Genomic DNA, 17358 nt, shown 5'->3' with positions numbered 1-17358 from the left:
TTGTGGCGCTTTAATTGGCTAAGTGATTGAAGTTTGTTTCGATTGGATGTCGCCGAATGTGCGCTTCGCAGCAACTCGATACCGCCAACTTGACTATTTTTGGTGGTATTTGGCCTGGCGGCATGCTGTCGACGCCCAAATGCGTTCCTCCCACGATCATTCGGCCGCCAACCGGGCGGCGACGCCCAGCAGGATGTTGGCGCCGGCAACCAGCTCGCCGGCGGCGGTGAACTCGGCCGGGTTGTGGCTGATCCCGCCCCGGCTCGGCACGAAGATCATCGCCGACGGCGCGATGCGAGCGATCATCTGGGCGTCGTGGCCGGCGCCAGAGGTCATGCGCCGGTAGGACAGGCCGGCGGCCCTGGCGCCCTCCTCGATCAGCGAGACGATGCCGGCATCGAAGCTCACCGGCTCGAAACGCGCCAGGCTTTCGGCATGGATGGTGACGCCGGCGCTTGCGGCAAGGTTGTCCAGGAAGGCGGCGAGTGCTGCCTCCTCCTCGCGAAGGTGCGTTTCGTTCGGATCGCGCAGATCGATGGTGAGGGTCGCCCGCGACGGGATGACGTTGATGGCGTTGGGCTCGAGGGCGATGGTGCCGACGGTGGCGACCGTCGGCGTCGGCGAGGCGCCGGCGCGGTCCGCCAGGAAGCCGATCACCCGTGCCGCGGCGACACCGGCATCGCGGCGCATCGACATCGGCGTGGTGCCGGCATGGTTGGCCTCGCCGTCGATGGTGATGCGCTGCCAGGAAATGCCCTGCAGGTTTTCGACCGCGCCGATGGCGATGCCTTCGCGTTCGAGCACCGGCCCCTGCTCGACATGCAGCTCCACGTAGACGTGGGGCTTGAGGAAACCGGGCTCGTGCTCGCCGGCATAGCCGATCCGCGCCAGTTCCTTGCCCAGCACCGTGCCGTCGGTGCCGACCGATGCCAGAGCCTCCTCGAGGTCGCGGCCGCCGGCAAAGACCAGCGAGCCCATCATATCGGGCGAAAAGCGCACGCCCTCCTCATTGGTGAAGGCGGCGACGACAAGCGGGCGCGCCGGCGCGAAGCCGGCCTCCTTCAGGCTTTCGATCGCTTCGAGACCGGCGAGCACGCCGTAGCAGCCGTCATAGATGCCGGCGTCGATCACCGTGTCGATATGCGAGCCGAGCATGACCGGCGCCTGGCTTTCGTTGGCGCCGGCCTTCCAGATGCCGAAGATGTTGCCGATGCGGTCGACGGCGATTTCGAGCCCTGCCTCCTCCAGCCAGCCGACGAGGCGGTCGCGGCCGAGCTTGTCCATGTCGGATGCGGCGACGCGGACCAGCCGGCCCTGCGCATCGCGGCCCATTCTGCCGAGTTCCTCGATGCGGCGAAGCAGACGGTCGGCGTTGACAGTCAGATTGCTCATGCCGGCTGCTTCTCCCGCATCACCTCGTCCGGCGCCATCCCGACCAGCTCGGCATAGCGGCCAGGATCGGTCGCGCCTTCGGAGTTGATGATGAGCACGCGCGAATGGGCGTCGAGGCCGAGCGCGGCCCGCATCTTCCTGTCGCCGGCAACGCGGATCAGCCCGGCGAGCCCCGCCCCGCCGCTTTCGCCGGAGACGATCGCCGGGTCGTTGCCCGCAGGCCGCGCCAGGCGGTTCATCACCGCGACAGCATCTTCCTCGTCCACGGCCATGAAAGCATCGCCGAGCCGCGACAGCACGCGCCAGGCGACCAGAGACGGCTCGTAGCATTCGAGCATCGCCATCACCGTGGGCTTGCTGTGCGCGATCGCGATTGGACGCCCGGCCTTCGCGGTTTCAAAGAGGCAGGCCGCCCGCGCGGGCTCGACCACGATTGCCTTGGGGCGGTCCTCGCCGAGCATGACGGCGAGATGGCCAGCCACCGCCGCGGCGAAGCCGCCGACGCCGGCCTGCAGGAAGACGTGAGTGGGCGGCTGAGGCAAGCGCTTCAGCGCTTCGCGCACGATCACCGTGTAACCCTGCATCACCAATCCCGGAATGCGCTCATAGCCAGGCCAGGAGGTGTCTGAGACGACGGCCCAGCCGCGCTCGGCTGAAAGGCGGGCGGCTTCCCTGACCGACTGGTCGTAGTCGCCGGCGATGCGCATGATCTCGGCGCCGAGGCGGGCGATGGCCGCCACGCGTTCGTCGCTGACGCCCGAATGGACGAAGATGACGGAACGCGCGCCGACCAGGCCGGCGCCCTGCGCCACCGAGCGTCCGTGATTGCCGTCGGTCGCGCAAGCGAAGGTCATGTCGGCGGCAATCGCCTTGACGTCGGGCTCATGCAGTTCCGCGACATCGACGGAGCGGCCAAGCCGCCTGCCGGCCTCCTCCAGCACCAGATGCATGACGGCATAGGCGCCGCCCAGCGCCTTGAAACTGCCAAGGCCGAGGCGCTTGCCTTCGTCCTTTACGTTGAGCGCGCCGATGCCGAGTTCGCGGGCCAGCGCCGGCAAGGCGTGCAGCGGCGTCTCGGCACGGTTGTCGCGGTGGCCGAGGAAGCGTTCCGCCTCAGTGGCCCCGGCGAGCCCAAGCGTCGCTGCATCTTCCTGGGTCAGCGGCTGACGATGGTCGGGGTGGCGATTGAGCAGGAACATGGGTCGGCTTTCTCCGTCTCGATGCCTGAAATTTATTGCACCGCACGCGAGAAAGGCGCTCTGTTTTGCCAGTTGAAATGCAAGTTTGTTTCGTTTGGAACCTCGTCATGCCCGTTTCGCCTGAGCTGGACGCCTTCGACCGCGCGATCCTCGCCATCCTGCAGCACGACAACACGACACCGCAGCGCGTGATCGGCGAGAGGGTCAATTTGTCGGCGCCGGCCGTGCAGCGGCGCATCAAGCGCATGGAGGAGACTGGCGTCATTCGCGCCAATGTGGCGCTGGTCGATCCGGCCAGGGTCGGCCACCCGATCACCATCTTCGTCGAGGTCGAGGTGGAGAGCGAACGCGCCGAGCTGATCGACGCCGCCAAGCGCGGCTTCGCGCAAGTTCCCGAGGTGCAGCAATGCTATTACGTCACCGGCGAGGCCGATTTCATCCTCGTCGTCACCGTCGCCTCGATGGCCGACTACGAGGCGCTGACCAGGCGGCTGTTCTTCGCGAACAACAATGTGAAGCGGTTTCGAACGTTCGTGGCGATGGACCGGGTGAAGGTGGGGCTGGAAGTGCCGGTGGGGTAGACTAGGCGCGGCGCCGAAGCTGCTGATCTCCCCCCTCGTGGGGGAGATGGCCGGCAGGCCAGAGGGGGGCGCTGTCCCGCCAGCCTATCAGCTAGTGGCAGTCGGCCTAACCTGCTTAAGGATCATCTCGCTATTGGCAAATCAGTGAGGCAGGCGATCCTTCGCGCCCCCCTCTGCCCTGCCGGGCATCTCCCCCACGAGGGGGGAGATTAGCTGTAACCGCCGCCTTCGCTCATTCCCCTGCTCGCCCCAGCCACCGCGCATACACCTCCCCCACAATCCCACGCCTGAAAATCAGCACGCAGACCATGAAGATCAGCCCGGTGGCGATGGTCACCGGGAAGCCGGAGGTGGCCAGCGTATTCTCCAGGCCGACAACCAGGCCGGCACCGACAACCGGGCCGACCATGGTGCCGATGCCGCCGAGCAGCGTCATCAGGATAACCTCGCCCGACATTTGCCAGGTGACGTCGGTGAGCGTCGCGAACTGGAAGACGATCGCCTTGGTCGCGCCGGCCAAACCGGCAAGTGCTGCCGACATGACGAAGGCGGCGAGCTTGTAGCGGCCGACGGAATAGCCCAGCGAGATGGCGCGGTTCTCGTTTTCTCTTATCGAGCGCAGGATCATGCCGAAGGGCGAGTTGACGATGCGCCAGATGGCGAAGACGCCGATCAGGAAGACGGCGAGCACGAAGAAATACATGTTCATGGTGACGTTGAGGTCGACGACGCCGAACAGATGGCCGCGCGGCACGCCCTGGATGCCGTCCTCGCCCTCGGTGAAAGGCGCCTGGACGCAGAAGAAATAGAACATCTGCGCCAGCGCCAGCGTGATCATCGAGAAATAGATGCCCTGCCGGCGGATGGCGAGGAAGCCCATAACGAGGCCCATCCCGGCCGCCCCCACGGTGCCGAGCAGGATGCCGGCCTCCGGCGGCAAACCCCAGGCTTTCACCGCATAGGCGCAGAAATAGGCCGCACCGCCGAAGAAGGCGGCGTGGCCGAAGGACAGCAGGCCGGTGTAGCCGAGCAACAGATTGAAGGCGCAGGCGAACAGCGCGAAGCACAGCATCTTCATGACGAAGATCGGATAGATGACGAAAGGCGCCGCGATCAGCGCCACGATGCCCAGCGCCACCAGCGCCCGTTCCAGCCTGACGGAGGCGGCGCTGCGTTCCGCGTGAAGGGCTGCCTCGCTCATCTCAGGCGTCCCTTCCGAACAGGCCGGCCGGCCGAAGCAGCAGCACGATCGCCATGATGACGAAGACGACGAGATTCGAGGCCTCCGGGTAAAAGACCTTGGTCAGGCCCTCGGCGAGGCCGAGCATGTAGCCGGTGACGATGGCGCCGAGGATCGAGCCCATGCCGCCGACCACGACGACGGCGAAGACGACGATGATCAGGTCGGAGCCCATCAGCGGGCTGACCTGGTAGACGGGCGCGGCGAGGATGCCGGCAAGACCAGCGAGCGCTGCGCCCAACCCATAGGTGAGCGTCAACAGCAGCGGCACGTTGACGCCGAAGGCCTGGACAAGCTCGGGGTTTTCGGTGGCGGCGCGCAGGTATGAGCCGAGCCTGGTCTTCTCGATCAGGAGCCAGGTGCCGATGCAGACGATGAGCGAGGCCACCACCACCCAGCCGCGATAATTGGGCAGGAACATAAAGCCGAGATTGGTGCCGCCGGCGAGCAGCGCCGGCACGGCATAGGGATTGCCCGACACGCCATAGTAGTAGCGGAACACGCCTTCGATGACCAAGGCGAGGCCAAAGGTGAAGAGCAGGCCGTAGAGCGGATCGAGGCGGTAGAGATGCGACAGGGCCAGGCGTTCGACCAGCATGCCGAACAGGCCGACGATGAGCGGCACCAGGACCAGCGCCGGCCAGTAGCCGATGCCGAGATGCACCAGCAGCAGATAGCCGATGAAGGCGCCCAGCATATAGAGCGCGCCATGGGCGAAATTGATGATGCGCAGCAGGCCGAAGATGACGGCCAGCCCAAGGCTGAGCATGGCGTAGAAGGAGCCGTTGATCAGGCCGACAAGCAACTGGCCAAGAAGCGCCTGGATGGGGATGCCGAAGATCATGGTCATTTGGCCATCATACCCCCAGCACCTCATGCAGCTTTTCGGTATGCGCCGGAAGCTGCCCGACCGGGAACCCCTCCACCACCTTGCCGTGGTCCATCAGATAAAAACGGTCGGCGATACGGGCGGCGAAGCGGAAGTTCTGCTCGACCAGCAGGATGGTCATGCCGCGCTTTTTCAGCGTCGCCAGCAGTTCACCGATGCGCTGCACGATGACCGGCGCGAGGCCCTCGGTCGGCTCGTCGAGCAGCAGCATCTCGACGCCGGTGCGCAGGATGCGGGCGATCGCCAGCATCTGCTGCTCGCCGCCGGACAGTTTCGTGCCCTGGCTGCTGCGGCGTTCCTTCAAATTGGGGAAGAGCTCGAAGATCTCCTCGACGCTCATGCCGCCCTTGGCCACGACAGGCGGCAGGATCAGGTTCTCGTCGACAGTGAGGGTCGCGAAGATGCCGCGCTCCTCGGGCACGAAGCCGATACCCTGATGCGCGACGCGGTGCAGCGGCAGGCGCAGAAGATCCTTGCCGTTGAAGGTGACGCTTCCCGTTCGCTTGCGGATCAGCCCCATGATGGCGCGCAAAGTCGTCGTCTTGCCGACGCCGTTGCGGCCAAGCAAGGTAACGGTCTCGCCGCGCATGACATCGAGGTTGACGCCGTGCAAGGCGTGGCCTTCGCCATACCAGGCGTGGAGATCGCGCACGGCAAGCAGCGGCTCACTCATGCCCGGCCATCTTCATGCTCGGTCCCCATGTATGCGACGCGCACGCGCTCATCCTTGCTGACGGTGGCATAGTCGCCGGCGGCGAGCACCTGGCCGCGCTGCATGACGGTGATCCAGTCACAGAGATCGGCGACGACGGTGAGGTTGTGCTCGACCATCAATATGGCGCGGTCCTTGGCCAGCGAGCGGATGATGCCGGAGATCATGCCGACATCCTCATGCCCCATGCCGGCCATGGGCTCGTCGAGCAGAAGCACTTTCGGGTCGAGCGCCAGCGTGGTGGCGATCTCCAGCACGCGCTTGCGGCCATAGGAAAGATCGCCGGCGAGACGATGCGCCGCATCGTCGAGGCCGACAATGGCGAGCAATTCGCGCGCCCTTGGCGTCAATGCGTCGAGCGCGGAGACCGGGCGCCAGAACTGATAGCCCAGCCCGCCCGGACGCTGCAGCGCGACCCGCACATTATCGAGTACGGAGAGGTGCGGAAAGATCGCCGATATCTGGAAGGAGCGCACGAGGCCCATGCGCGCCACACGCGCCGGCGGCGTGCGGGTGATGTCGCTGCCGAGCAATTCGATCCTGCCGCTGGTCGGCTGCAGGAATTTGGTCAGCAGATTGAAGATCGTGGTCTTGCCGGCCCCGTTCGGGCCGATCAGCGCATGGATTTTGGCGTGATGGACGTCGAGGTCGACATCCTTCACCGCGACGAAGCCGGCGAAGTCGCGCCTGAGACCGCGGGCGGAAAGCACCACCCGCGGCGTCCGATCGATGCCGTCCGGGCGGACGGCAGTGGCGGTGGCGAGCGTCACTTGGTGACGAGCGGGCAGCCGCTGTCTTCGGCCTTCATGAAGGCCTTGTCGCCCGGAATCGTCGCCAGGTAATTGTAGTAATCCCAGTCCTTCTTCGACTCTTCCGGCCTCTTGACCTGGTAGAGATACATGTCGTGCACCATCGAGCCGTCGGCCTGCACCTTGCCATTGGCAGTGAAGACGTCGTTGACCGGCATTTCATGCAGTTGCTTGGCCACCGCCTCGGTCTCGTCGGTGCCGGCCTTGTCGATGGCCTTCAGATATTGCGTCACCGCCGAATAGGTGCCGGCCTGGATCATGTTGGGCATGCGGTTGGTGCGCTTGAAGAATTTTTGGGCGAAATCGCGGCTCTTGTCGTCGCGGTCCCAGTAATAGCCTTCGGTCAGCACCACGCCCTGCGCCGCCTGCAGGCCGAGGCCATGCACTTCGGCGAGCGTGAAGAGGAGTGCCGCCAAACGCTGGCCGCCGGCGACGATGCCGAACTCGGCTGCCTGCTTGATCGAATTCGAGGTGTCGAGGCCGGCATTGGCGAGGCCGACGATCTTGGCGCCGGAGGACTGTGCCTGCAGAAGGAAGGAGGAATAGTCGGTGGAGCCCAGCGGATAGCGCACCTCGCCCACCACCTTGCCGCCGCTTGCTTCGACCAGCTTGGCGGTCTGGTCCTTCAGCGAATAGCCGAAGGCGTAGTCGACGGTGATGAAATACCAGCTGTCGCCGCCCTGCTTGACCAGCTCGCCGCCGGTGCCGACGGCCTGGGAGTGGGTGTCGTAGGCCCAGTGGAAACCATAGGGAGAGCATTGCTTGCCGGTAAGATCGGTGGAGGCGGCGCCGGTGACGATGTCGATCTTCTTCTTTTCCTTGGAAATGCCTTGCACGGCCAGTGCCACCGACGAGGTGGTGAGCTCCATGATCGCATCGACCTGCTCGGTATCGTACCATTGGCGGGCGATGTTGGAAGCAATGTCTGCCTTGTTCTGATGGTCGGCGCTGACGATCTCGATCGGCGCCCCTCCCACCTTGCCGCCGAAATCCTCGACCGCCATCTTGGCTGCCTCGACCGACCACTTGCCGCCGAAATCGGCATAGACGCCCGACTGGTCGTTCAAGATGCCGATCTTGACCTTGCCATCGGAGATTTCGCCGGCCGCCGCCGGCATCGCGGATGCCGCGAGAAGCGCGGCCGAGACGAGATAGGATGCTTTCACTGGTAATTTCCTCCCTTGTGGCCAACCACGTCAAACGCGCCGGCCTCGCGATGGTTCAACTGTCCCGCCCCGATTTTCATTGAGAAACAAGCGCCCCGCGCGCCATCTCCATCCTGCGGGCCGCTGCCCGCCTGGAAGGCAAGCGCGGCGACCGTAGCATCCAGTTTCGCGATGGGAGAATGCTATTTTCGTAGCATGCCGGCCCCTGCCCGCGCCCATAGGGTCACGACCGCGTGAGATTGCGGCCCGACAGGCACGATCACGCGATTGCCGGAGCGTGACGAACGCGGCAAACTCGCTTTGCCGATAAGCAATTATGGATGCTCACCGTGACGGATTATGGCGGCAAGGAAGCCGATGTGGTTAGGGCGCTGGAGGAAGATATCATCTTCGGCCGGCTGGCACCGGGCACGCGGCTGGTCGAGGACGTGCTGCTTGCCCGCTTCCCGGTCTCGCGCCATACCATCCGTCAGGCGCTCTATCAGCTCGAAAAACTCGGCGTCGCCACGCGCGAGCGCAACAAGGGCGCGATGGTGAGAAGGCTGTCGCCCGAGGAGGTCCGGCAGATCTACGAGGTGCGCGAGCTCTTGCAGCGGCAGGCTGCGCTGATGATCCCGCTGCCGGCGAGCGAGGCGCTGATCGAGGAGTTGACGGAGATTCATGGCGCCCATAGTCGTGAAGTCGAGGCGCACAATTTGCGCGGCATCCATGAAGCGAACGATCGTTTCCACCTCGCCATGTTTTCGGCTTGCCGCAACGACTACCTGGTGTCGTCGATCGAGCAGTATATGCGGCTGAGCTTGCCGGTGCGTGCCAATTCACTGGCCGATCCGGAACAGCTCAAGGTGTCGCGCCGGCAGCACGAACTCATGATCGAGGCGATGAAACAACCCGACAATCAGGTTCTGGCGCAGCTGTGCGTCGACCATCTGCAGCCGAGCAAGAAGGTCTATCTCGAAGAGATCGGGAAGGCGCCCGGCGAAACGCCGTGAAAGCCAAAATGCGTCGGATGTCTAGCCAAGTCCAAGCGCCGCCCTCACCTCGCGGCCGCTCATGTCGCTGTTGAACACGCTTTCGCCAGGGTCGAAACGCTTCGCTTCGGACAGGGCGCCGACCACGACCGGATCGAAGCCGGCGTCGGTCACCAGCCGCACGGCGAGCGCCAGCGCTTCGGTATCGTCGCCGGCGAGCGGGATACCGATGCGGTCGCCTGCACGATGCGCCTCCGCTCCCAGCGTCGTCCACATCACTGTCGAGAAGGCGCGCACCAGTTTGGCGCGCGGCAAGAGCGGCGCGACGGCGAAGGCGACGCCATCGGGCCGGGCGAGCGCTGCATCGCCGAAGGCGCCGTCGCGCGGTGGATCGGGGACGGTGGCGTCGAGCACAATCTTGTCGCCGAGCGCCCCGGAGATCTCGCCGGCGACGCCGGGCCAGGCTCGGAAGGGAATGGCGGCGAGCACCGCATCGGCGCCGCTGACGGCCTCCAGCGCCGAACCGGCCCTTGCCTTGCCGCCGGTCTCGGCGATCAGCTGGGACAGCCGTGCGGGATGACGCACGCCGAACGTCACGTCATGTCCGGCCTCGGTCCACAGGCGTCCGACCGTGCCGCCGATCATGCCGGCACCCAGGATGCCGATCTTCATCTTCGCCTCCTTCGCATTCGTTGAAAGGCCGCTCACCAGGGCAGCTTCCTGCCATCGCGGAAAAAGCCGCCGGTCGGGCCGTCGTCGGGCAAGGTCGCGGCCCAGACGATGCCGGCGGCACCCTGCGCGACCGGGCGACCGCCCGGTCCGCCCATGTCGGTCGCGACCCAACCGGGGCAGATCGAATTGACCAGCACGCCCGCCCCGCGCAGCTCGCCCGCAAGGATGCGGGTCAGCGCGTTGAGGGTCGCCTTGCTGGTCGAATAGGCCGGTGCGCCGGCACCCATCGAGGTGAGCGAGCCGCCTTCCGACGAGACATTGACCAGCCGGCCATGGCCGGAGGCGCTGAGCAACGGCGCAAAGGCGGCGGCGACGCGCCAGGCGCCGAAGACATTGGTCTCGAATGCCTCGCGGATCACCGTCCAGTCGGGCTTGAGCGCCCGCGCCGAAGGGTCGTAGTGAATCGCGGCGTTGTTGACCAGAACGTCGAGCCGGCCGAAGCGGCGCTCGACCTCGGCCGCGGCGTGCGCGGCTGCATCGGGTGCTGCGACATCAAGCGCGATGGCCTCGACCTTGCCGCCGAGCCTGCTCGCCGCCGCCTCGCCCCTGGCAAGGTCGCGCACGCCGATCAGCACGGTGAAGCCGAGCTCGGCCAACTGCCTTGCCGTTTCCAGGCCGATGCCGCGATTGCCGCCGGTGACGAGCGCCGCCTTGCCGGAGTAATTTGCCTGAGCGGCCATTGCTTCTGCTCCTTCAGTTCCTCGTGTCGACAGCAAGATCGCATCGATCGTGCCGATTTATTAGAGCGAAGAGTTCGCAATCATTGTGCGACAGAATGCATGAATACCTAGCTTCGCGCAGAGCTGCCGGCTGACACAACCCTAGCCAGGCCCTCCGCGCCAGACACAATCCAGAAACCAGATTCAACAGTTTGGAAAAACTCGCGAAAAGACCGGCTGTCATAAGTGCACCCGGAGCAGCCGACGAATGCGGCGAGCGACAACCCGATATCGATCTTCGAAAAGGAATGCCGATATGAAAAAGACCATTCTTTCCGCACTCGGCCTGGCCGTCGCGCTCGCTTTCGCGGTGCCGGCCGCCAATGCCCAGACCAGCACGACGACGACGACCGCTCCGGCGACGACGACCACTGCTCCGGCCACGACCACCGCTGCTCCGGCGGCTGCCGAAACGGCCAAGCCCGCCAAGGTCGCGCATCACAAGAAGCACAAGAGGCATCACCGCCGCCATCACGCCCGCAAGCATCACCTGCGCAAGGACCACAGGCATCATGTGCGGAAGCATCACGTGAAGCGCGCTCACAAGCACGCCCACAAGAAGCACACCAAGAAGCAGGCCGCATAAGGCTCGCTCCCGCCTGATTTTTTTTAAGCTATTGCGCAAGACTTCATGACCGGATGATCCCGCGCCGCTTCAACGGGGTTCGGGATCATCGCTTCCCGGAAACGCCGTCCTCCAAGGACGGCGTTTTTGTTTCATGGCGACTTACTTTTTCTTCTGCGGGTAGATCGTCTCGCCGCGCTTCAGCATGGCCACCAGATCGGCGATCTTCTTCTTGCGCCCCGCCTCTGTCTTCATGTTGTGGGTGCGGAAGGCGAGCGAGAAACGGTTCTGGGCGGAAAGCGTTTCCAGCATCTTCTTCGCCTTCGGTTCGGCATCGATCGCCGCCTGCAGGTCTGGCGGAATGGTCATCTCCTTCGAGCCGCCATAGGCGCGATCCCAGCGGCCGTCGGCCTTGGCAGCCTCGACCTCGCGCAGGCCATGCTCGGTCATGCGGCCCTCCTCGACCAGGCGCGCGACATTGTCGATGTTGATCTTGCTCCAGATGCTCTTCCTGCCGCGCGGCGTGTAGCGCTGCAGGTAACTCGTGTCGTCGAGCGACTTGCGCACCGCGTCGATCCAGCCGAAGCAAAGCACGACGTCGATGGCTTGCTTCGGCGTTATCGAAGCGAGCCCCGAGCCGACCTTGTGGATCTTGATCCAGACCTCGCTTTCAGAGGCGTGGTTGTCGGCCAGCCAGGCATGGAAGCTCCCGGCATCGGGGAATTCCCGGACTTTGTCGGGATCGACCTTGATCGGGGCCATCATCACCTCGTTTTTCGTCGTCACCAGTGTGGACGATTCCACGGCGTTTGTAGCGGGGGTTGGTGCTAGTTTGTGTCAGCAAAGCGTTAGATAGCCTGGTCCGACGGGTTCCTCGTTTACAAATTGAAGCGTCAACCAAGATAAATTTCTCTCGTTTTTCCAATGGTCCAAAAGAACTCCACACTTCTGTTGACTTCCACAGATGTGTGGGATACGCTATCTTTATGAACGCAAGCGAATTCCGGCGCTGGCTCGCCAAGCAGGGATGTACCTTTGAAACCCACCGCGGTGGGAGCGGTCACCTGACTGTCCGTCTCAAAGACAAGGTCTCGCAACTGCCGATGCATGGCGGCGGCAAAGAGCTTGGAACGCGTCTGGTCGAGAAGATCAAGAAGGATCTGGGCCTGAAATAGAGGAGACTATGCATGTGGTATGAACTCGCTCTCACGCCCGACGACAACGATACCTGGCTGGTTACGGCACCTCAATTCGACGAGGTGGTCTCATATGGCGGCACAAAAGACGAAGCCTGCAGCAATGGACGAAATGCGATCGAGGAAGCCATTGCCGCCCGAATTGCGCACGGGGATGATATCCCCTTCCCGCTCAAGGAAACCAAGGGCAAGGGATGGTTTGTGGAAGTCCCAGCGCTCGTCTTCCTGAAATCGGCTCTCTACATGGCTCTGAGGGAAAAGGGCTGGAGTAGGGCTGATCTGATGCGCGAGCTGAAATGCCAACGAGAGCATGTCGATCGGCTGTTCCGGCTCGACCACAATTCACGGCTCGACTCGCTCGAGGAGGCGTTCAAGGCGCTCGGCCATCCGCTGCGCTTTGACATGGAGTTCCACAAGGCCGCCTGACTTTCCCGGCGAAAGCTGGGCGGCGGTAACATCGGACCCTCCGATAGCACTATCGGTTTCTTCCGTTTCCGCTTCGCGCGACGGCCTGCCACATGAGCGTCCATGCAAAGGAAAGGCATGGACATGGAAAAGATCCTGATCGTCGGCGGCAGTTCGGGGATGGGGCTGGCGCTTGCCGGGCGCTGTCTCGAGGAAGGCACGCACGTCATCATCGCCGGGCGGGGCGAAGCGAAGTTGAGCGCGGCGCGGGAAGCGCTTGGGTACCCGGGAATGCTCGAAACGGCGGTGGTCGACATCGGCCGCGAGAACGAGGTCGCGGCACTGTTCGCGCGCATCGGCCGGCTCGACCATATCGTCAGCACCGCCGCCGCGATCGAGGGCGCCTACCGGCTGCTGCCCGAGATCGAGCTTTCGGCTGCTCAGCTTGTGGTGGAGAGCAAGTTCTATGGGCCGCTGTTGCTTGCCAAGCATGGCGCGCCCAAGCTGCCGTCGACAGGTTCGCTGACGTTCGTCTCCGGTATTGCCGCCTACCGGCCGGCGGCGCGCGGTTCGGTGGTCGCGGCCGTCAACGCAGCACTTGAGGGGCTGGTGCGGGCCTTGGCCGTCGAACTGGCGCCGATCCGCGTCAACGCCGTCTCGCCCGGCTGGGTCGACACGCCGATCTGGGAATTCGTCGCTGGGGACAAAAAGGACGAGACGCTGGCCGCGATGGCGAAGCGCCTGCCGGCGGGACGCGTCGGAAGGCCTGAGGACATTGCCGGCGCAATAAGCTTCCTGATCGGCAACGGCTTTACGACGGGGACGACGCTGCATGTCGAGGGCGGGCACCGGCTGGTTTGACCGGAGCAAAGCCCTCACTCATCGCTGCGAGAAACTGCTTCAGCGCCGGCGGCTGAACGCGACGGCGGCGCCAGATCATGACGATGTCGGCCGAGCGGACCGGGCCGGGCCAGGCAAACTCGGCCACCTCTGCGCGATCGATCGCGGCGGCGACCGCGAGCCGCGGCACCAGGCCAAAGCCGGCGCCGGCGGCCACCAGTCCGGCGATGGCGTCGATGCTGCCGGCTTCGGCGGCGAGGCTGGGCTTGCCCAGCCCTGCCTCGGCGAATGCCTTTTCGACCATGGCGCGGTAGACGCAGCCGGTCTCGGTGGCGACGAAATGCTTTTCGGCCAGCGTCGCCAGATCGACATCCGCACGGTTGTCGCCGGGTGGCGCGATCAGCGCCAATGGCTCGTGTGCCACGACACGCCTGGCAAGGCGCTGGCCCGAGGCGCCGGCATCGACATCAAGCCCAGGCGGCCGCTCGAAGCAGAAGGCGACGTCGAGCTCGCCCTCGCCCAGCCGGCGCAGCAAGTCGCCGCTGCCGGCGATCCTGAGCTTGATGTCGATGCTGGCCTGATCCGCGCGGAAACCCGCGAGCCATGGAGCCAGCCTTGCCGAGGCGATCGTCTCCAGCGCGCCGATAGACAGGCTGCCGGCCGTCCCGGCTTTGGTGGCATCGATGGCGGCGCGCGCATCGTCGGCGAGCGCCAGCAGATCTTCGGCATAGGGTTTCAGCGCCTCGCCCGCCGACGTCAGGTCGAGCCCCTGCCGCGAGCGGGTGAAAAGCACAGCGCCAAGCTCGGCCTCCAGTGCCTGGATCTGATCGCTGACGCTGGACTGGGCGAGATTGACCTCTCGCGCCGCGCGCGTGACGTTGCGCGTTCGCTCGACCGCGAGAAACGTCTTCAGCAGCCTGGGATGCATCGGCACCTCAAGGCTATTGCAGCTGCGGCTTCTTTAGGAAGGAATTGCGGTCGGCGGATTTGACGCGCAGCCAGGTCTCGCGACCGTCGCGCACGACGCGCAGCGGAATTTCCGCACCAGCCGGGTTCTCCCAGAGTTTTCTGTAGAAATCGGCCAGACCGTCGACCTCGCCGTCGCGCACATCAGAGATGATGTCGCCCTGGCGCAGGCCCGCCTTTGCCGCCGGGCCGCCCTCGGCTACGCTCATCACCACCACCATGCCGTTCGACTCGGCCGAGAAGGCGCCGAGCCAGGGACGCGGCGCCTTGGCCGCCTGGCCGCGCTTGACGAGATCGTCGAGGATCGGCGTCAAAAGATCGATCGGTACGACCATATTGATGTCGGCAACCTCGCCGGCGCGGCTCATCTGCAGGCGCAGCGACCCGACGCCGAGCAGCTTGCCGTCGCGGTCGAACAGCGCCGCTCCGCCCCAGGACGGATGCGCGGGCGCGATGAAGATCGCCTCGTCGATCAGATATTCCCAGTAGCCGGCGAATTCCTGCTTGGTGACGATGTGGGCGTCGACCTGCTGGCCGACGCCGTCGGCGAGCGTCACCGCGTCGCCGATATCGGCCTTCCTGGCATTGCCGAACTGGACAGCCGGCAGATTGAGCGGCGACAGCGCCTGCACGAGGCCGAAGCCGGTCTCCTGGTCATAGGCCAGCGCGTGCGCGGCGACCACGCGGCCGTCCTGGTCGGTCAGCCACACTTCTTCAGCCTCGGTGATAAGGTAGCCGATGGTGAGCACCAGCCCGTTGTCGCGGATCACCACGCCGCTGCCTTCACGGCGCGTGCCGAGCGCATTGGCGGTGAAAGCGTCATCCGGAACCGTGGCGCGCACGGCAACGACGGAGCGCGAAATTTTCTCGATGGTCATCGATCCATCCTGCATTGCATGTGTTTTTCTATAAGTATGGCCAAAGGAGCGCGGTGCAAGGGTGGATTTCCTCCTTGTCGGGCTGGCACAAGCGCTAGTTCAACGAAGATTGAACTTTTTTCTTTGACGCGGGCAAACCCGCACCTAAATCTATCGCCATCAGCAGACGTCGCTGCCTTCCCAAACCCGCAAGGCCTTTGCCCATGAACCAATACATCCCGCCGAAAGTCTGGACCTGGAACAAGCCGAATGGCGGCGAGTTCGCTTCGATCAACCGGCCGATCGCCGGCCCCACGCATGAGAAGGAACTGCCGGTCGGCAAGCATCCGCTGCAGCTCTATTCGCTGGCCACCCCCAATGGCCAGAAAGTGACGATCATGCTGGAGGAACTTCTGGCCCTCGGCCACAAGGGCGCCGAATACGACGCCTGGCTGATCAAGATCGGCGACGGCGACCAGTTCGGCTCGGGCTTCGTCGGGGTCAACCCGAACTCGAAGATCCCGGCGCTGATGGACCGCAGCGAGCCGAAGCCGGTGCGGGTGTTCGAATCCGGCTCGATCCTCACCTATCTCGCCGAGAAATTCGGCGAGTTCCTCCCAACCGAGCGCGCCGCGCGTGCCGAAACCTTCTCATGGCTGTTCTGGCAGATGGGTTCGGCCCCCTATCTCGGCGGCGGCTTCGGCCATTTCTACGCCTATGCGCCGGAAAAGATCGAATATGCCATCGACCGCTTCGCCATGGAGACCAAGCGGCAGATGGACGTGCTCGACCGCCGTCTGGCGGAGAGCGAATATCTCGCCGGCCCCGACTACACGATCGCCGACATGGCGGTGTGGCCCTGGTACGGCGGGCTCGCCAAGGGCCGCAGCTACAACGACGCCCATCAGTTCCTCTCGGTGCATGAGTACAAGAACGTGCAGCGCTGGGCCGACGCGATCGACGCGCGGCCGGCGGTGAAGCGCGGCCGCATGGTCAACCGCATGTCCGGCGATCCCGCCTTCCAGCTGCGCGAGCGCCACGACGCCAGCGACTTCGAGACGAAGACACAGGACAAGCTGCAAGCGGCGGAGTGAGGCTCCCACCCTCCCCTTGTGGGGAGGGTCGCTGCACAGCAGCGCGGTGCGGCGCCCCCCACCCGGACCTTCGGTCCGACCTCCCCGGGGGGGAGGTAGGGCGTCCCGCTACCTCCCGTAAGTATACGTCGCGCTCGCCTCTCCCAGCGCGGAACTCTTGGCGGCGACCGACACCATTTCCGGCAACGGGTTCTCCGGAATGCGCAGCGTCTTTTCGCCAAGCGCATAGAGCGTGAAGACATAGTGATGCTCGCCGCTGCCCGGCGGCGGGCATGGACCGAAATAGCCGGCGCGGCCGACGCCGCCCTTGCCCAGCACCGAGCCCCTGGGCATGCGCTTGCCGCCCGGCGCGCCGGCACCCTCACCCAGACCCTTGGCGCTTGCCGGGATGTTCCAGGCCAGCCAGTGCCAGAAACCCTTGCCGCCATTGGCATCGGTATCGAACATGGTCAATGCGTAGCTCTTGGTGCCGGCCGGCGGATCCTTCCAGGCAAGGGCGATCGAGATGCTCTTGCCGCCGCAGCCGGCCTTGTCGCCGAGATATTTCGCATCCCATTTGCCGTCAGATACCGAGGGGCTGGAAATCTCGAACGCCTGCGCCTGCGCGGCGAAAGCGACGAGGGCAAGCGTGGTGAAGCCGAGGCGCAAACTCATCCTATCCTCCCTGAGATAACGCAGCGTAGCGCAAAAGCGGCCCGAAAGAGGGCAGCCGACGCGCTGGCCTGCTCAGATAACGAAAAAGCCCCGCCGGTGGAGGCCGTCGGGGCTCTTTCGTACGGACCATGGAGGTGGGACCCCACGGCCGGGTCGATCCAGGGGGTGTTGGATCGGCCGCGACCCTAGCCGAGGAATGGTCCGCGCGGACAATCACGCCTGCGCACTACCCATCACGCCTGCGCGAGAACGGGGTGATAGCCGGCGAAGAATAGCTGATCTCCCCCCCCTTGTGCAGGGGAATCGCATATGGGTTTTTTGGGACTTGAAGTTGGCCTGAGAAGGGATTCTTTGGGCAGGCAGTCGAACTG

General features: G+C 64.7%; 20 protein-coding genes. 7 read left to right on the top strand and 13 right to left on the bottom strand.

Features of this window, described 5'->3' with window-relative positions:
- Positions 1-156: 156 nt before the first annotated feature.
- Together KVT37_RS24245 and KVT37_RS24240 are read right to left on the bottom strand one after the other, a co-directional pair.
- Complete coding sequence (locus tag KVT37_RS24245; protein WP_217577540.1) at positions 157-1392, bottom strand: Zn-dependent hydrolase; 1236 nt, start codon at positions 1390-1392, stop codon at positions 157-159.
- The gene (locus KVT37_RS24240; RefSeq protein ID WP_217577539.1) at positions 1389-2591 is read right to left on the bottom strand and encodes a diaminopropionate ammonia-lyase; all 1203 of its coding nucleotides are present in this window, start codon (positions 2589-2591) and stop codon (positions 1389-1391) included. The genes KVT37_RS24245 and KVT37_RS24240 overlap by 4 nt, the downstream gene beginning before the upstream one ends.
- Positions 2592-2698: 107 nt before the next feature.
- Here KVT37_RS24240 and KVT37_RS24235 point away from each other — a divergent pair, with 107 nt between their 5' ends.
- Positions 2699-3172: an Lrp/AsnC family transcriptional regulator gene (locus KVT37_RS24235; protein ID WP_217577538.1), complete on the top strand. Its 474-nt coding sequence runs from the start codon at positions 2699-2701 to the stop codon at positions 3170-3172.
- 232 nt (positions 3173-3404) lie between these two features.
- Here KVT37_RS24235 and KVT37_RS24230 read toward each other — a convergent pair whose 3' ends face one another.
- Genes KVT37_RS24230 through KVT37_RS24210 form a run of 5 tightly spaced genes read right to left on the bottom strand, consistent with a single transcriptional unit; the run spans position 3405 to position 7988 of the window.
- Positions 3405-4373, bottom strand: coding sequence for a branched-chain amino acid ABC transporter permease (locus KVT37_RS24230; RefSeq protein ID WP_217577537.1), 969 nt, complete (start codon positions 4371-4373; stop codon positions 3405-3407).
- A gap of 1 nt (position 4374) precedes the next feature.
- Positions 4375-5262 (bottom strand): branched-chain amino acid ABC transporter permease, encoded by an 888-nt coding sequence (locus KVT37_RS24225; RefSeq protein WP_217577536.1) that lies wholly within the window; start codon positions 5260-5262, stop codon positions 4375-4377.
- A 7-nt stretch (positions 5263-5269) separates the two neighbouring features.
- Complete coding sequence (locus KVT37_RS24220; RefSeq protein ID WP_217577535.1) at positions 5270-5974, bottom strand: ABC transporter ATP-binding protein; 705 nt, start codon at positions 5972-5974, stop codon at positions 5270-5272.
- Positions 5971-6783 (bottom strand): ABC transporter ATP-binding protein, encoded by an 813-nt coding sequence (locus KVT37_RS24215; protein WP_217577534.1) that lies wholly within the window; start codon positions 6781-6783, stop codon positions 5971-5973. Before KVT37_RS24215 ends, KVT37_RS24220 begins: the two co-directional genes overlap by 4 nt.
- Positions 6780-7988 carry an ABC transporter substrate-binding protein gene (locus KVT37_RS24210; RefSeq protein ID WP_217577533.1) on the bottom strand — a complete coding sequence of 403 codons (1209 nt, stop codon included), beginning with the start codon at positions 7986-7988 and terminating at the stop codon, positions 6780-6782. The genes KVT37_RS24215 and KVT37_RS24210 overlap by 4 nt, the downstream gene beginning before the upstream one ends.
- A gap of 320 nt (positions 7989-8308) precedes the next feature.
- Here KVT37_RS24210 and KVT37_RS24205 point away from each other — a divergent pair, with 320 nt between their 5' ends.
- Positions 8309-8980 (top strand): GntR family transcriptional regulator, encoded by a 672-nt coding sequence (locus KVT37_RS24205; RefSeq protein ID WP_217577532.1) that lies wholly within the window; start codon positions 8309-8311, stop codon positions 8978-8980.
- 21 nt (positions 8981-9001) lie between these two features.
- Here the strand turns inward: KVT37_RS24205 and KVT37_RS24200 are convergent, their stop codons facing one another.
- Positions 9002-9631 (bottom strand): NADPH-dependent F420 reductase, encoded by a 630-nt coding sequence (locus tag KVT37_RS24200; RefSeq protein ID WP_217577531.1) that lies wholly within the window; start codon positions 9629-9631, stop codon positions 9002-9004.
- 32 nt (positions 9632-9663) lie between these two features.
- Positions 9664-10371 carry an SDR family NAD(P)-dependent oxidoreductase gene (locus tag KVT37_RS24195; protein WP_217577530.1) on the bottom strand — a complete coding sequence of 236 codons (708 nt, stop codon included), beginning with the start codon at positions 10369-10371 and terminating at the stop codon, positions 9664-9666.
- 295 nt (positions 10372-10666) lie between these two features.
- Here KVT37_RS24195 and KVT37_RS24190 point away from each other — a divergent pair, with 295 nt between their 5' ends.
- The gene (locus KVT37_RS24190) at positions 10667-10996 is read left to right on the top strand and encodes a hypothetical protein (RefSeq protein ID WP_217577529.1); all 330 of its coding nucleotides are present in this window, start codon (positions 10667-10669) and stop codon (positions 10994-10996) included.
- Between the two features lie 141 nt (positions 10997-11137).
- Here the strand turns inward: KVT37_RS24190 and KVT37_RS24185 are convergent, their stop codons facing one another.
- On the bottom strand, positions 11138-11737 hold the full coding sequence (locus KVT37_RS24185; RefSeq protein WP_217577665.1) for a YdeI family protein: 600 nt from the start codon (positions 11735-11737) through the stop codon (positions 11138-11140).
- Positions 11738-11961: 224 nt separating this feature from the next.
- Between KVT37_RS24185 and KVT37_RS24180 the strand changes: the two genes are divergently transcribed.
- From KVT37_RS24180 to KVT37_RS24170, 3 genes are all read left to right on the top strand, one after another.
- Complete coding sequence (locus tag KVT37_RS24180) at positions 11962-12150, top strand: type II toxin-antitoxin system HicA family toxin (protein ID WP_042642833.1); 189 nt, start codon at positions 11962-11964, stop codon at positions 12148-12150.
- 12 nt (positions 12151-12162) lie between these two features.
- Positions 12163-12597, top strand: a complete 435-nt coding sequence (locus KVT37_RS24175; RefSeq protein ID WP_217577528.1) for a type II toxin-antitoxin system HicB family antitoxin — start codon at positions 12163-12165, stop codon at positions 12595-12597.
- Positions 12598-12699: 102 nt separating this feature from the next.
- Positions 12700-13437 (top strand): SDR family oxidoreductase, encoded by a 738-nt coding sequence (locus tag KVT37_RS24170; protein ID WP_217577527.1) that lies wholly within the window; start codon positions 12700-12702, stop codon positions 13435-13437.
- Here KVT37_RS24170 and KVT37_RS24165 read toward each other — a convergent pair.
- Entirely contained in the window at positions 13388-14344 is a 957-nt protein-coding gene (locus tag KVT37_RS24165) for a LysR family transcriptional regulator (RefSeq protein ID WP_217577526.1), read from the bottom strand. The two genes, KVT37_RS24170 and KVT37_RS24165, sit on opposite strands and share 50 nt — an antisense overlap.
- Before the next feature lie 13 nt (positions 14345-14357).
- Positions 14358-15260, bottom strand: a complete 903-nt coding sequence (locus tag KVT37_RS24160; protein ID WP_217577525.1) for a S1C family serine protease — start codon at positions 15258-15260, stop codon at positions 14358-14360.
- 203 nt (positions 15261-15463) lie between these two features.
- Between KVT37_RS24160 and yghU the strand changes: the two genes are divergently transcribed.
- Positions 15464-16333 (top strand): glutathione-dependent disulfide-bond oxidoreductase, encoded by an 870-nt coding sequence (yghU, locus tag KVT37_RS24155; protein ID WP_217577524.1) that lies wholly within the window; start codon positions 15464-15466, stop codon positions 16331-16333.
- Positions 16334-16441: 108 nt separating this feature from the next.
- Here yghU and KVT37_RS24150 read toward each other — a convergent pair whose 3' ends face one another.
- On the bottom strand, positions 16442-16987 hold the full coding sequence (locus tag KVT37_RS24150; protein WP_217577523.1) for a YbhB/YbcL family Raf kinase inhibitor-like protein: 546 nt from the start codon (positions 16985-16987) through the stop codon (positions 16442-16444).
- Positions 16988-17358 lie beyond the last annotated feature (371 nt).

Origin of the sequence: Mesorhizobium sp. GbtcB19 (assembly GCF_019091085.1) — a bacterium.
GTDB lineage: Bacteria > Pseudomonadota > Alphaproteobacteria > Rhizobiales > Rhizobiaceae > Mesorhizobium.
Note: the sequence above shows the minus strand (reverse complement) of the source record. Positions and strands in the feature narration are given on the sequence as shown.